Consider the following 12,785-nt stretch of genomic DNA (forward strand, 5'->3'; position numbering starts at 1 on the left):
AAGGATTACTCCTTCTCCTCAGCCTCAACAGCGACACCTTCTTCTGGCGCTGCTTCTACGGCTTCGCCTTCTGCTTCCACTTCCGCGTCAGCCTCGGCTTCTTCGCCGTGACCAAAAGCTTCTTCAGCGGAAATCCAGCCAAGCACAACACGCGCAGACATGATCATGTCGCTTGCATCGTCTTCAGCGAGGCCGAAGGCTTTCAGAATACCGTCGTCTTTGCTTGTCAGCTCGTCGGCAGCACAGCCTGCAAAATCTTCAAGCGTCTTCACTTCCGCTTCACCCAGCGCCACAAGCATTTGTGGTGTCAGGCCTTCTACGTCAGCAAGGTCGTCTTGTACGCCAAGCTCGATACGCTTTTCGTCAGCCGCACGGGCTTCGGCGTCGAGGAAATCACGGGCGCGGCGCTGAAGTTCTTCAACGAGGCCTTCATCAAAGCCTTCCACAGCCAGAAGTTCTTCAGGTTCAACATACCCGATTTCTTCCACTTCCGTGAAGCCTTCTGCAACAAGCAGGTGTGCCAGTGTATCATCCACGTCGAGCGCTTCAACAAAACGCTTGGACTGGCTCATGAATTCTTCCTGGCGGCGTTCGCTTTCTTCCGCCTCGGTCATGATGTCGATGGTCCAGCCGGTAAGCTGACTTGCGAGACGCACGTTCTGGCCGCGACGACCGATCGCAAGCGAAAGCTGGTCATCAGGAACAACCACTTCAACGCGGGAGCGTTCTTCGTCAAGCACAACCTTGGAAACTTCAGCAGGCTGCAGCGCGTTCACAATGAAGGACGCCACATCGCCAGACCACGGAATAATATCGATCTTCTCGCCTTGCAGCTCGTTTACAACGGCCTGCACACGGGAGCCACGCATACCAACACACGCGCCAACCGGGTCAATGGAACCGTCGTTTGACAGTACGGCGATTTTCGCACGGCTGCCCGGGTCACGGGCGACAGAGCGGATCTCGATGATACCGTCATAAATTTCTGGCACTTCCTGCGCGAACAGGGCAGCCATGAAATCAGGCTTGGTGCGAGACATGAAAATCTGTGGGCCACGGTTTTCACGGCGAACTTCATAGATAAAGCCGCGGATACGTTCGTTTTGGCGGATATGCTCACGCGGGATCACCTGATCGCGGCGCATGATTGCTTCCGCGCGGCCCATGTCCACAATCACGTTGCCATATTCAACGCGCTTGACCACACCGGTGATCACTTCACCTACACGGTCTTTATATTCGTCATACTGGCGCTGACGCTCGGCATCGCGCACCTTCTGCACAATAACCTGCTTTGCGGTTTGTGCGGCGATACGGCCAAAATCCATCGGCGGCAGGGAGGATGCCAGATAATCGCCCACTTCAGCGTCGGCTTTATCAAGCCGTGCATCGGCAAGGCTGATCTGAACCGCTGGCTCTTCAACCTCTTCAACAACCTCAAGAACCCGGAAAAGACGGATGTCGCCGGTGTTTTTGTCGATCTGCGCCCGGATCTCGTTTTCCGCGCCATAGCGTGACCGCGCGGCTTTCTGGATCGCCTCTTCCATCGCTTCAAGCACGATGTCTTTGTCGATCGCTTTCTCGCGCGCCACGAGATCTGCAATTTGCAGCAGTTCCAACCTGTTTGCACTGACAGCAGCAGCCATCATCTTCACTCCGTCGCTTTCAGGGCATGAGCACCGGGCAAGCCCGATGTCCGTGCAAAAACTTCAATCCCAGACCTCAGCCTACTCGGAAGCAGCCTCAGCCTCGTTTTTCTTTTCCGCTGCGCTTTTTTGCACAGCCTCAAGAAGTTCGTCTGTCATCAGGAGCTTGGCTTTGGCGATTTCACCAAATTCAAGTTCCACCACACCTTCGTCCGTTTCCATCGTGAGCATGTCACCAGTAAATGATGTCATGCGGCCACGATAGCGGCGCCGGCCATCCATTTGAGTGCCAAGTTCAACCTTGGCTTCAAAACCGAGCCAACGCTCAAAATCCTTTGGCCGGGTTAGCGGCCGATCGATCCCGGGTGAACTGACCTCAAGGAGGTACTCACCGGGCAGCGGGTCTTCCACATCAAGAATGAGCGAAAGCTCCCGGGACAGCTTGGCACAGTCTTCGACCCCCATGGAGCCATCAGGCTTTTCCGCCATGATCTGAAGCGTAGGCTTGCGGCCCCCGCCATAGGTCACCCGAATAAGCTCGTAACCGAGCGCAGATACGGTCGGTTCGATCAGTGCAGCAATATTATCGGCGGCGTCGCTCACCAACTCTGTCCTTTCGTCTACTTCCCTGCCGGGCCAACACGTAACAGAAGTTCCTGACAATTATGCGGCAGAAACAATGCCCAAAACGCTCTAGATGTGGGTTATCGCGGGCAGTGGGTTTTTAACCCACTCCTGTGAAAGTTGACCAATCATCTAGGAGAAGCGGGCCCTGTATACAGCTAAGTGCCCTTGCTCGCAAGCCCGAAATCAGCCATTTGCCCGCCATGTGTTCACGAAGCGTGCGAGGGTGCTTCCCACCGGGCCCGATACCCCGAGTCGTTTCTGGAAGGATACGCCGTGTGGGCTTAGCCGCGCGGCAGGCGACGGAAACGGAAATAAGTGGCCCTGCCCTCAATGGCCTTTACCTCATAGCGGGTTTCCGGCCAATCGTCGGGACGTACGAGCCAATCTTCCGGCCCTTCCGCCAGCCACTCAAACTCGCTGCGCTGGCTCATCTGCAGGGCTGTCCATTCCCGGTACAGCGGGTGGTCGGTACCGATGCGCAGTTCAGCCCCGTCTTTCATGATACGCGCGAGGTCATCCAGATTGTGTTTGTTCACAAACCGGCGGCGCGCGTGGCGTGATTTGGGCCATGGGTCAGGGTGAAGGAGGAACACGCGGCCCACGCTGGCATCCGGCAGTTTCCAGATCACATGGCGCGCGTCATCACCATAGATGCGGATGTTGCTGGTGTCTGTATGTTCAATATGATCCAGAAGGCCAACCACGCCGTTCAGATATGGTTCGCACCCGATCACCCCAACATTGCGGTGATTGGCGGCCTGCCACGCCAGATGCTCACCCTTGCCAAAGCCGATCTCAAGCCAGACATCATCAACCTTGCCGCCAAAAAGCGCATCAAGGTCGATCATGCCTTCTCCGTCTGCGGGGATAGGCACATCAAGTTTTGGCAGTAGCGTATCCATCAGCCCCTGCTGGCGCGGCGAAAAGCTCTTGCCCTTGCGGCGGCCAAAGAAGCGTTTCTCAGGGATCTGGAACTCGCGTTTTATGTCGGTCTTGTCGGTCATGGCGGCCCCTATAGCCGATGTGGGCACGGCTTTCAAAAGAATTCAGGCAAAGAAATTTGGCAAAAGAAATCAGGCGCCCGGCTTGTCTTGCCGCCAAACATAGATAAGCCGCGCAAACAGGATAAACGCACAAAGCATCGCCGCCAGCACCACTTTGAGGGAAGATGACATAGTAGGCGCGTCAATGGACCGTGGTAAGGGGCTTTCAAGCACACCCTGCCGTCCAAGCCCGAGCGAGGTTACCGTGCGGCCGTAAGGGTCAATCACCGCGCTGACGCCGGTGCTGGCGGACCGCACGAGCGGCAGGCCCTCTTCAATCGCACGCAGGCGTGCCTGCGCCAGATGCTGATACGGCCCTTCGGTCATGCCAAACCAGCCATCATTGGTGATGTTGAGAATCCATTCGGGCCGCTCACCCCTCACGATCACCTGGCCGGGGAAAACCACCTCATAACAAATAAGCGGAGAGAAAGACGGCACGCCGGGCAGGCTCAGGGTTTTAAGGCCCTCGCCTTTTGACCAGGCGCTGCCACCGGTGAGCTGCGCGATGCCGATTTTATTGAGCAGCTCCTCAAACGGCAGATATTCGCCAAATGGCACCAGATGGGTTTTGTCATAGCGCGCATAAAGCTCAGCCTTTGAGTTGATGGCAAAGAGGCTGTTGTAAAAATCTACCTTGTCTGGGCCCGCGCGAAACCGCGGCGCACCCACAATCGCGAACGAACCATAGTCCAGAAGCTTTGATATGCGCCAGCGGTGCAAGGAGCCTTCCCGGTCGAAGGTTTCACGCTGCACGGTGGTTTCAGGCCAGATAAGGAGGCGGATGCCGCGCGCACGACCGTCTTCATCATCCCCGCGTGAGAGTTTCAGGTGTTTGTCAAAATGGTCAGGGATCAGGTGCGCGAGCCATTTTTCATGCTGCTGCACATTGGCCTGCACGAGGCGCATGGAAACCGCCAGGTGAAATTTGGTTTCCGCCCCCAGCAGGCGGCCATATCCGAGTGCGGCCACGCTTGCCATAAACACAACCGCCACAGCGGGCCAGATGAACCAGAACCGGCGGCCATTACCGTCAACCACCAGCGCGAGGCTACCGGCGGCGAGCAGCGTGATAAAACTGAGGCCGTATACGCCAATATAATAGCTGGCCTGCGCCATGGGCAGCCATTCAGCCCACGCCGTGCCAATCAGGTGCCACGGGAAGCCGGTAAAAAGATAGCTGCGGGTTATCTCAAAAAGCGTCCAGCAACTGGCAAACACGAGAACACGCAGCGCCCCCTCAGCCTTGAGCCGCCACGTCACCCAGAAGGTGAGCCCAATATAAAGCGACAGAATGGCCGACAATGCGAGGATCGCCACAGGGGCCAGAATAACCGGCACGGCCTGTTGCTGGGTGAAAGAATGCCCGATCCAGTTCAACCCGATTGAGAAAAAACCAAAGCCTGTCCACCACCCTATGCCAAACACGCCTGAGCGCGAGCGAGCGTGGTCGATCATCAGGATCATCAGCGGGATGGAGATAAAAAGAAGCGGCCAGACGTTAACCGGCGCAAAAGCACGGGAAAGCAAAACACCATTGAGAAAGGCAAGGAGCGGCAAGCCAAAACGGCCTTTGCTGCCCAGCCAATCAAAAAGGCGCGCAAAGGGCGCGCCCGTCACCATGGTGTCACGATTACTTTCCGGCATTGTCGCTGGCTTCGTCCTTCTCAAGCACTGGCCCCGGGATATGAATACGCACCTTATAGATGCGGCGCGGGTCCGCATCCACCACTTCAAACCGGTAACCGCTTTCGTGCGAGATCACCTCGCCGATTTCAGGCACACAGCCCGCAAGGGTAAAGACAAGACCGCCCAGCGTGTCCACGTCTTCGTCGTCTTCTTCCGGCAACAGGTCTATGCCCAGCTCTTCTTCAAGCTCGTCAATCTCAATACGGGCGTCAGCGTCATAGCCCCCTGCCTCAATAGGAATGAGGTAGGGATCTTCAATCGTATCGTGCTCGTCTTCAATCTTGCCGACGATTTCTTCAACGATATCCTCAACTGTTACGAGGCCGTCCGTGCCGCCATATTCGTCCACCACAATGGCCATATGGGTGCGGGCAATCCGCATTTTGGCGAGAAGGTCGATCACCTTCATGGACGGCGGCACAAAAAGCACAGGCCGCTGAATGCTCTCAACCTTGAAGGTGTCAGCATCCAGACCATCAGCCACCGCCTTCAGCGTGTCCTTCACATGCACCATGCCAACCACTTCATCGAGCGTTTCACGGTACACCGGCATGCGGGAATGGGAGCCGTCGGCAAAAGTCCGCACAAGGTCTGTGTAGGAAATCTCATTGGAGACCGAGAGGATATCCGCGCGCGGCACCATCACGTCATCCACCCGCAGGGCCGCATACTCCAGTACATTGAACAGCATTTCACGCTGTTCCTGCCCAAGAGCTGGCGCACGGGTTTCTTCTTCGTGTTCCTCGAGCGCCTCTTCAAGGCTTTCCCGAAGGCTGGTTTCGCTTGCGCGAAAACCAAGCATATCTTTAAGGGAGCGCATGAAACCACCCTGGTTTTTCACGCCTTCATCAGTCATTGGTCTCGTCCGTCACAGGTGTCACTTCATAGGGGTCGGGAATATCAAGCCCCGCAAGAATGTCACGCTCAAGCGCTTCCATTTCCTCCGCCTCGTCATTCTCGATATGGTCATAACCCATCAAATGTAAAACCCCATGAACCGACAAATGGGCCAAATGATGGAAAAGAGGTTTGTTTTGCGCAACTGCTTCGCGCGCCACCACAGGGGCACAGATCACCATGTCCCCCAGCATAACGGGCGGGCCACCGGCAAGCGCGAACTGAAAAGCGTCATGCAAATCCTCAGGCTCGGTCGCCGGGAAAGACAGCACATTGGTGGGATAATCCCGGCCGCGATACTCTGCGTTGAGCGCCTGGCTTTCGTCTGCGCCTGTGATGATGACCGAGAGGTCCATCGGCGCCGCGACCTTGAGCGCAGACGCACGCAGTGCTGCAACAACCGCCGCAACAACGGCCTGCTCAGCAGCCTCGCCACCAAGGCTGGTATCGCGCTGATCGAAATCGAGGGTCAGATCGGGAAGCATGCCTGAGGCCTCCCGACCATCGGTACTAGATGAAGGGTCGTCGTTCATTGTCCTGCCTTAACGCCCGTCCTCGTCGCCGTATGCTTCAACGATCCGGCCCACAAGTGGATGGCGAACCACATCGCGCTGCGTGAAGCGGGTCACGGCAATACCCTCAACCCCGCGCAGGATATCAAGCGCGTTCCTGAGGCCAGAGCGGGTGCCGCGCGGCAAATCCACCTGGGTGATATCGCCGCAAATAGCCATGCGGGAATTTTCCCCGAACCGGGTGAGGAACATTTTCATCTGCATGGGGGTGGTGTTTTGTGCTTCATCGAGAATAACAAATGAATTGGCGAGCGTACGGCCCCGCATATAAGCAAGCGGTGCAATCTCGATCTGGCCACTGGCGATGCGTTTTTCAACCTGCTCGGCGGGCATCATGTCATAAAGCGCGTCATAAAGCGGCCTCAGGTATGGGTCCACCTTGTCCCTCAGGTCACCGGGCAGGAAGCCAAGGTTTTCACCCGCCTCCACCGCGGGGCGCGAGAGCACAATGCGGTCGATCTCACCTGCCAGCATGCGCGCAACCGCCATGGCAACCGCGAGATAGGTTTTGCCTGTACCTGCAGGGCCGACACCAAACACCATCTCGGACTTGAGGAGATTGGCTATATAATCGGCCTGACCGGGTGAGCGCGGCATCACAACCCGGTTGCGGGTGGTGATTTTAAGCCTGTCATTATCACCGCCGCTTTGTGTCGGTTTCGCGGGGATGGTGCCCTCTTTTTTCTGCACGGGCTCAACGCCTTCCATCATGCGTACAGCACCGTCAACTTCACCAATATCCACCGCCTGCCCGCTTTGGGCCATACGGTACAGGTCATTCAGCACCCTGCGGGCAACGTCCGCACGGTCATGACTTCCTTCGATAGCAACACGGTTACCACGGTTGATAAGCACAACACCCAATCTCTGCTCTATGCGGGCGAGATTCTTGTCATGCTGACCGTAGACGATGGCGGCTAATCGATTGTCTTCGAATTCGACCACCCGGCGGGTGGCCTGTTGGCTGTTTGATGGGTTGCCCGATGATTTGGGCGCGTGGCTGGCCTTGGCATACATATCGTGCAGTTTGCGGCTCCTTTTTGCCGGCCCTAACACCGTTAGTTGAGGGCCCTGACAAGTTCCCCTTTAAGACTGTTTGGCCCGGCTTCAACAATCCGTACCCGGACCAGTTTGCCCATAAACTTACTGTATGGTTTATCGCCCGTCAGGTCCAGCGCATTGTCATGCTTTGTGAGATCAACATGCACAGACTGCAAATAGGGGCTGCGGCCCAGAAGCTGGCCCTCAAGCTTGCCTTCACGCTCAAGAAGCACGTCCATCTCGCGCCCGAGGGTGCTTTCATTAAATTCAAGCTGGTGCTCGTTAAGAAGCGCCTGCAGCCGCGCAAGGCGTTCAGACTTCACATCTTCCGGCACCTGATCCTCATTCACAGAGGCTGGGGTGCCGGGGCGCGGGCTATATTTAAAGCTGTAGGCTTGCGCATATTTCACCCGCCGCACGAGGTCGAGCGTATCCTCAAAATCTTCATCGGTTTCACCGGGGAAGCCGACAATAAAATCGCTTGAGAGTGCGAGGTCAGGCCGTGCAGCGCGCAGCCGTTCGATGATGCCGAAATATTCTTCCCGTGTGTGTTTGCGGTTCATGGCATCCAAAATACGGTCTGATCCGCTTTGCACCGGCAGGTGCAAATAGGGCATGCAGGATGCAATATCGCGGTGCGCAAAAATCAGCTCGTCATCCATATCGCGCGGGTGCGATGTGGTGTAGCGGATGCGGTCAAGGCCGTCGATTTTATCGAGCTCGGATATCAGCGCACCAAGGGTTGCCGTGCCGCCCTTGCCGTCGTCACCATGGAAAGCATTCACATTCTGCCCGAGAAGCGTGATCTCAACCACGCCCTTCGCCACAAGGCGCTTGGCCTCATCAACGATATCCTTCACCGGGCGGCTGTATTCCGCGCCGCGGGTGTATGGCACCACACAGAAGGTGCAGAATTTATCGCAGCCTTCCTGAATGGTGAGGAAAGCGGCAGGGCCGTCAAAATCGCTGTCTGTGGGCAGGTGGTCAAATTTGGTATCAACCGGGAAGTCCGTATCCAGCACACGCGCCGACCGGCGACCACCTGTGCGTTGCTCCTCGGCTGATTTCAGCATATCCGGCAGGCGGTGATAGGTTTGCGGGCCAAGCACCATATCAATCGCGGGCGCGCGTTTCATCATCTCAGGCCCTTCAGCCTGCGCCACACAACCGGCCACAGCGATATACATGTTCTTTCCGCTTTCGGCCTGCACTTCTTTATGCGCCTTCAGGCGGCCAATCTCGGAATAGACTTTTTCAGCAGCTTTTTCACGGATGTGACAGGTGTTGAGAATCACGAGATCAGCGTCTTCCGCGCTCTCGGACTGCTCATACCCATGGGGTTTGAGAACATCGGCCATACGCTTGCTGTCATACACATTCATCTGGCAGCCGTATGTTTTGATGAAGACTTTTTTACTCAAGCGACCTGCTCCTGCCCCGACTGTTTCGGGCTCACACTCCGGCCCCACAGGGCCTATTCTCTGAAAAAGGTGCCGGAGACTAGCATTAAAGCCCCCAGAGTCAAGAAGTCGGGTCAACAATCCGGTCGAGAAATCGGGGTCAAAGAGCCGCTCTGTGGCTACGCTTTTAGCGTCGCGCCGCCTGATTACGCCGTACCGATAGTGAGATCGACCGGTGCTTCGATCCCTTCTTCACCCGGTGCAGGCAAAGCCGCGTGTTGCGGCCCCATTTTCAGCTCGGCCCGGTGTGCGCGTTCAAGCCCGCGCCGCACTTCCGCCTCGCAATAGGTGGCGAGCGCCTTGCGTGACCCGGCTTCCGCCAGCGTTACCGGCGCATGAAACTCGATCACTGCTTCAACCCGCGCGCGGCCCATCAGCTGGCGCAGGTGACCAAACAGTTCCACATCACCAAGCCATGCAACCCATGGCTTGAGCGAGCGCACAAGCGGGATGCCGTTCACTTCGGTGTAAGCAAGCGTCACCGGCTGAATAACAAGATTATGGTGGCTGGCTTCGTCCGCCCGTTCTGCCACAGAAAACAGGGCAGATTTGAACGGCGCCACCCGCATGCCGTCCGTAGATGTACCTTCGGGGAACAGGATAAGGCTATGGCCTTCCTGCACGCGCTCGCTCAGGGCATCACGTTGGCGCGCGCTCTCGGACCGGCGTTCCCGGTTCACAAAAATGGTTTTATGAAGCTTGCAGAGCGTGCCGATGAAACCCCAGCCCGCCACTTCTGATTTTGCGATAAAACTTGCGTTCTCAAGATGGCCGCCAAGCACGATGATATCAAGCCACGAGATATGGTTGCAGGCGTAAAGCACCGGACCTTTGTGCCCAAGCTCCGCACCGCTGATATTCACGCGGATACCAAGGATGCGGCACATGGTGCGGTGCCACAGGCCAGCCACAGGCCACCAGGCCTTACGGGCAAAACGAACGAGGAAAAATTGAACCGGCAGGATGAAAATAGACGTGGCAATAACAAGGCTGATGCGCGCTATCCCTAAAATGGTCCAGCCGTCGCCGCCAAGGTTGGATCTAAGCCCGCCGTATTCCTCCGCCATGTCCTTGCTCCGCAAACCCGCAACCGCTCAGGCTGCGGTGCGTCAGTTATTTCGCTTCTTTTATCGGCACGCCATATAGCTCCATCCGGTGGTCCACCAGTTTGTAGCCAAGCTTGCGTGCAATCTCTTCTTGCAACTTTTCTATTTCATCATTGTGAAACTCGAGCACTTCGCCTGTTTCCACATTGATGAGATGGTCATGATGCTCGTCAGACACTGGCTCATAGCGCGAGCGCCCGTCCCGGAAATCATGTCGCTCCAGAATGCCCGCTTCTTCAAAAAGGCGCACAGTGCGGTAAACGGTTGCGATACTGATGCCGGAATCGATAGCCGTTGAGCGGCGATAGACCTCTTCCACATCAGGGTGGTCGTCCGCTTCAGACAATACCTTGGCGATAATCCGCCGCTGGTCTGTCATCCGCATGCCTTTTTGCAAGCACAGGTCTTCAATATTAGGATGATCCATATTCATGACCTACAGGCGCTCCTTAAGTCTCACTAATTCGGGAATATGTCCGGAAGATGGCACAGCAAAAAGCCAAGCGCAAGGCGCAGCAGCCCTTATTCTGGCCACGCGCCCGGCGCAATCTTTAAGAGGCAGGAAAAATCAGCGTTTCTTGCCGCGTCCAAGGCCGATTTTTTTTGCCAGATCCCGACGCTGTTTGGCGTAATTTGGCGCCACCATCGGATAGTCGGCTGGCAAACTCCAGCGCTCCCGATAGTCGTCCGGGGTCATGTCGTACCGTGTCTTGAGGTGACGCTTCAGCATTTTCAGCTTCTTGCCGTCTTCAAGGCAGATCAGGAAATCCGGGGTAATCGACTTTTTGATCGGCACCGCCGGATCAGGAAGTTGCTCTGCGGCAGGGCCATCGCTACCCAAGCCTTTCAGCGTACCAAACACCTGCTGGATCAGATTAGGCAACTCATCCACCGCAACAGCGTTGTTTGATACATGTGACGCGACAATATCCACCGTCAGCGCCAACAATTCTTCGTTCACTACTTTATCTTGCTCCATATCCCTCAGTCCGGCTACCAGGTTTGAACTGGAACTTGTCTTTTGTTGCGTTTTCCCTGTAGGAAAACCTGAATAAACCCTGCAAACATATGCACTCAGGAACCCTTGGCATGCTCAAGCCAGATCTCTCACAACCCCTTGACCTTCGCGGCGCCTTTTGCCCCATGGCCTTTGTCAAAACCAAAGTCCACCTGGACAAACTCTCGCCCGGCGATGTCACAACCATCCTCTATGAGGATACACCACCAAACGAGCCGCTTGTTCGGTCAATCCAGTCCCTTGGGCACAAGGTTCTGGAAGTCACATCAGTTGAAGCAGAATTGGAGCCCCCCAAAGCCGGTAATTCAGACGCTTCGCCCACAAACGGTTCAACACAGTTAACCCTACTTAAAATTGAAGTAAATAGTTAACCCAGCTTTTTATTTAAATTTCTTTGTGATCACATGCAGTTTTCAAAAACAAAGCCAAACATAGAGCATCAATATGACTACCACTTCGGGTCTTGTAATAGTTTGATCTTTTACCGATTTTTTCAAACCCAAGGTCTGAATACAGTTTAACTGCACGAAGATTGTCCGCCCGCACCTCAAGAAACAGTTTTTCTGCCCCGCCTCCTTCAAGATGGGAGATCATCTCTTTCATCAAGGCACGCGCAACACCCCGCCCCTGATATTCAGGCAATGTGGCAAGCGTTATAAGCTCCGCCTCCCCCGCAATACTGCGGTAAAGTGCAAAACCCACCGGCACGTCATCCTCGCCCGCCACCAAATGTGCCATGAGAAGATGAACGCCGGATGAAGCCATCAGCTCCGCAATCGCCGCTGCACTCCAGCCGTCTTCATCAAGGGGTGCAAAGGCGGCTTTATGAATTTTGGAACATATCTCGGCACCCGCTGTGCCTGAGAGGTCCATCATCCTGATCTCGGGGGCTATAGGGGAAGGGGTGGTCATGCTATCCGCCCACTACTGCTCAATGGGCAAAAGCGCCTTGGCTTTCACTGCATCTGCCGCCCGGAAATAAGCGGGCTCTGGCGGATAGGCCGCAGGGTCAAGGCTGGCGGCAAGGTGCGCCAGCACCACGGGGTCAATGGTCGCAACCGCCGCATCGTCACCAAATAATGCCGCACCGCTGCCAATCACTACGCCCGGCTTCGCGTCAATCTCGGCCTGAATGTCTGCTGCATCCATGCCGCGCGGCTCACCAGTACTTTCCGGCAGCGCATCGCCCGTCGCGGTAAAAGCCTGATAAAACGCCTGCCCGCCCCGGCCCATCAGCACCGTGTGCACACGGCCGCCCTCAGGCGCGCCCGCTTGCGCCGCCAGCACCTGCAAGCTCACAAGCCCCACCACCGGTTTTGAAAGCGCGAGCCCAAGCCCGCGCGCGACCGAAAGCCCGATCCTGAGGCCCGTGAAGGTGCCAGGGCCGATGGTGACCGCAATACGGCTCACATCACCATAGTCGGCACCCGCTTCCGCAAACATCTCGTCAATCATCGGCAAAAGCCGCTCGGCATGCCCACGGCCAATGGCTTCAGAGCGTTTGGCAAGCACACGCTCCCCCACCACAAGCGCGGCGGAGCAACTGCCTTCGCAGGTATCGATTGCCAGAATAGTGCCGGGAGTTGCCATGGTTATCGGTCCATTCACAAGAGGCTCGGTAGGGTATCAAAGAAACGGCTTCTTCGCGCCCCGTCTTGCCAGTTTGCATCAAACAAGGCAAGACTA

The 12,785-nt window shown here is 56.3% G+C and carries 14 protein-coding genes; 1 reads left to right on the forward strand and 13 read right to left on the reverse strand.

The features are described from left to right. Window positions 1-5: 5 nt before the first annotated feature. The 11 genes from nusA to ACN0XZ_RS02350 form a co-directional block, all read right to left on the reverse strand. On the reverse strand, window positions 6-1,649 hold the full coding sequence (gene nusA / locus ACN0XZ_RS02300; protein WP_417456092.1) for a transcription termination factor NusA: 1,644 nt from the start codon (window positions 1,647-1,649) through the stop codon (window positions 6-8). A 78-nt stretch (window positions 1,650-1,727) separates the two neighbouring features. Further along, a complete protein-coding gene (rimP, locus tag ACN0XZ_RS02305) occupies window positions 1,728-2,249 on the reverse strand; it encodes a ribosome maturation factor RimP (protein WP_417456093.1) in 522 nt (173 codons plus the stop codon). A gap of 305 nt (window positions 2,250-2,554) precedes the next feature. Beyond that, on the reverse strand, window positions 2,555-3,277 hold the full coding sequence (gene trmB, locus ACN0XZ_RS02310; protein ID WP_417456094.1) for a tRNA (guanine(46)-N(7))-methyltransferase TrmB: 723 nt from the start codon (window positions 3,275-3,277) through the stop codon (window positions 2,555-2,557). A 69-nt stretch (window positions 3,278-3,346) separates the two neighbouring features. Next, window positions 3,347-4,963 (reverse strand): apolipoprotein N-acyltransferase, encoded by a 1,617-nt coding sequence (gene lnt / locus ACN0XZ_RS02315; RefSeq protein ID WP_417456095.1) that lies wholly within the window; start codon window positions 4,961-4,963, stop codon window positions 3,347-3,349. Continuing rightward, window positions 4,950-5,861, reverse strand: coding sequence for a hemolysin family protein (locus ACN0XZ_RS02320; RefSeq protein WP_417456096.1), 912 nt, complete (start codon window positions 5,859-5,861; stop codon window positions 4,950-4,952). The genes lnt and ACN0XZ_RS02320 overlap by 14 nt, the downstream gene beginning before the upstream one ends. Further along, entirely contained in the window at window positions 5,854-6,387 is a 534-nt protein-coding gene (gene ybeY, locus ACN0XZ_RS02325; RefSeq protein ID WP_417456642.1) for an rRNA maturation RNase YbeY, read from the reverse strand. The genes ACN0XZ_RS02320 and ybeY overlap by 8 nt, the downstream gene beginning before the upstream one ends. A gap of 57 nt (window positions 6,388-6,444) precedes the next feature. Then, window positions 6,445-7,491, reverse strand: a complete 1,047-nt coding sequence (locus tag ACN0XZ_RS02330) for a PhoH family protein (protein WP_417456097.1) — start codon at window positions 7,489-7,491, stop codon at window positions 6,445-6,447. Window positions 7,492-7,532: 41 nt separating this feature from the next. After that, window positions 7,533-8,936 carry a tRNA (N6-isopentenyl adenosine(37)-C2)-methylthiotransferase MiaB gene (gene miaB / locus ACN0XZ_RS02335; protein WP_417456098.1) on the reverse strand — a complete coding sequence of 468 codons (1,404 nt, stop codon included), beginning with the start codon at window positions 8,934-8,936 and terminating at the stop codon, window positions 7,533-7,535. A gap of 185 nt (window positions 8,937-9,121) precedes the next feature. Then, window positions 9,122-10,042 (reverse strand): lysophospholipid acyltransferase family protein, encoded by a 921-nt coding sequence (locus ACN0XZ_RS02340; RefSeq protein ID WP_417456099.1) that lies wholly within the window; start codon window positions 10,040-10,042, stop codon window positions 9,122-9,124. 46 nt (window positions 10,043-10,088) lie between these two features. Continuing rightward, on the reverse strand, window positions 10,089-10,514 hold the full coding sequence (locus ACN0XZ_RS02345; protein WP_417456100.1) for a Fur family transcriptional regulator: 426 nt from the start codon (window positions 10,512-10,514) through the stop codon (window positions 10,089-10,091). A gap of 135 nt (window positions 10,515-10,649) precedes the next feature. Continuing rightward, window positions 10,650-11,060, reverse strand: a complete 411-nt coding sequence (locus tag ACN0XZ_RS02350; protein ID WP_417456101.1) for a MucR family transcriptional regulator — start codon at window positions 11,058-11,060, stop codon at window positions 10,650-10,652. A gap of 110 nt (window positions 11,061-11,170) precedes the next feature. Here ACN0XZ_RS02350 and ACN0XZ_RS02355 point away from each other — a divergent pair, with 110 nt between their 5' ends. Next, window positions 11,171-11,470 carry a sulfurtransferase TusA family protein gene (locus ACN0XZ_RS02355; RefSeq protein ID WP_417456102.1) on the forward strand — a complete coding sequence of 100 codons (300 nt, stop codon included), beginning with the start codon at window positions 11,171-11,173 and terminating at the stop codon, window positions 11,468-11,470. 13 nt (window positions 11,471-11,483) lie between these two features. Here the strand turns inward: ACN0XZ_RS02355 and rimI are convergent, their stop codons facing one another. After that, entirely contained in the window at window positions 11,484-12,011 is a 528-nt protein-coding gene (gene rimI, locus ACN0XZ_RS02360; protein WP_417456103.1) for a ribosomal protein S18-alanine N-acetyltransferase, read from the reverse strand. Window positions 12,012-12,023: 12 nt separating this feature from the next. Beyond that, a complete protein-coding gene (gene tsaB / locus ACN0XZ_RS02365; RefSeq protein ID WP_417456104.1) occupies window positions 12,024-12,689 on the reverse strand; it encodes a tRNA (adenosine(37)-N6)-threonylcarbamoyltransferase complex dimerization subunit type 1 TsaB in 666 nt (221 codons plus the stop codon). Window positions 12,690-12,785: the final 96 nt, after the last annotated feature.

This window comes from Kordiimonas sp. (assembly GCF_048264555.1).
GTDB lineage: Bacteria > Pseudomonadota > Alphaproteobacteria > Sphingomonadales > Kordiimonadaceae > Kordiimonas.

What these genes read in the sequence shown, in the direction of transcription:
- ACN0XZ_RS02330 (WP_417456097.1), bottom strand. Translation starts at nt 7,491, where the DNA reads ATGTATGCCAAGGCCAGCCACGCGCCCAAATCATCGGGCAACCCATCA.
- rimI (WP_417456103.1), bottom strand. Translation starts at nt 12,011, where the DNA reads ATGACCACCCCTTCCCCTATAGCCCCCGAGATCAGGATGATGGACCTC.
- trmB (WP_417456094.1), bottom strand. Translation starts at nt 3,277, where the DNA reads ATGACCGACAAGACCGACATAAAACGCGAGTTCCAGATCCCTGAGAAA.
- ACN0XZ_RS02345 (WP_417456100.1), bottom strand. Translation starts at nt 10,514, where the DNA reads ATGAATATGGATCATCCTAATATTGAAGACCTGTGCTTGCAAAAAGGC.
- nusA (WP_417456092.1), bottom strand. Translation starts at nt 1,649, where the DNA reads ATGATGGCTGCTGCTGTCAGTGCAAACAGGTTGGAACTGCTGCAAATT.
- ACN0XZ_RS02350 (WP_417456101.1), bottom strand. Translation starts at nt 11,060, where the DNA reads ATGGAGCAAGATAAAGTAGTGAACGAAGAATTGTTGGCGCTGACGGTG.
- tsaB (WP_417456104.1), bottom strand. Translation starts at nt 12,689, where the DNA reads ATGGCAACTCCCGGCACTATTCTGGCAATCGATACCTGCGAAGGCAGT.
- ACN0XZ_RS02355 (WP_417456102.1), top strand. Translation starts at nt 11,171, where the DNA reads ATGCTCAAGCCAGATCTCTCACAACCCCTTGACCTTCGCGGCGCCTTT.
- lnt (WP_417456095.1), bottom strand. Translation starts at nt 4,963, where the DNA reads ATGCCGGAAAGTAATCGTGACACCATGGTGACGGGCGCGCCCTTTGCG.
- ybeY (WP_417456642.1), bottom strand. Translation starts at nt 6,387, where the DNA reads ATGCTTCCCGATCTGACCCTCGATTTCGATCAGCGCGATACCAGCCTT.
- ACN0XZ_RS02320 (WP_417456096.1), bottom strand. Translation starts at nt 5,861, where the DNA reads ATGACTGATGAAGGCGTGAAAAACCAGGGTGGTTTCATGCGCTCCCTT.
- ACN0XZ_RS02340 (WP_417456099.1), bottom strand. Translation starts at nt 10,042, where the DNA reads ATGGCGGAGGAATACGGCGGGCTTAGATCCAACCTTGGCGGCGACGGC.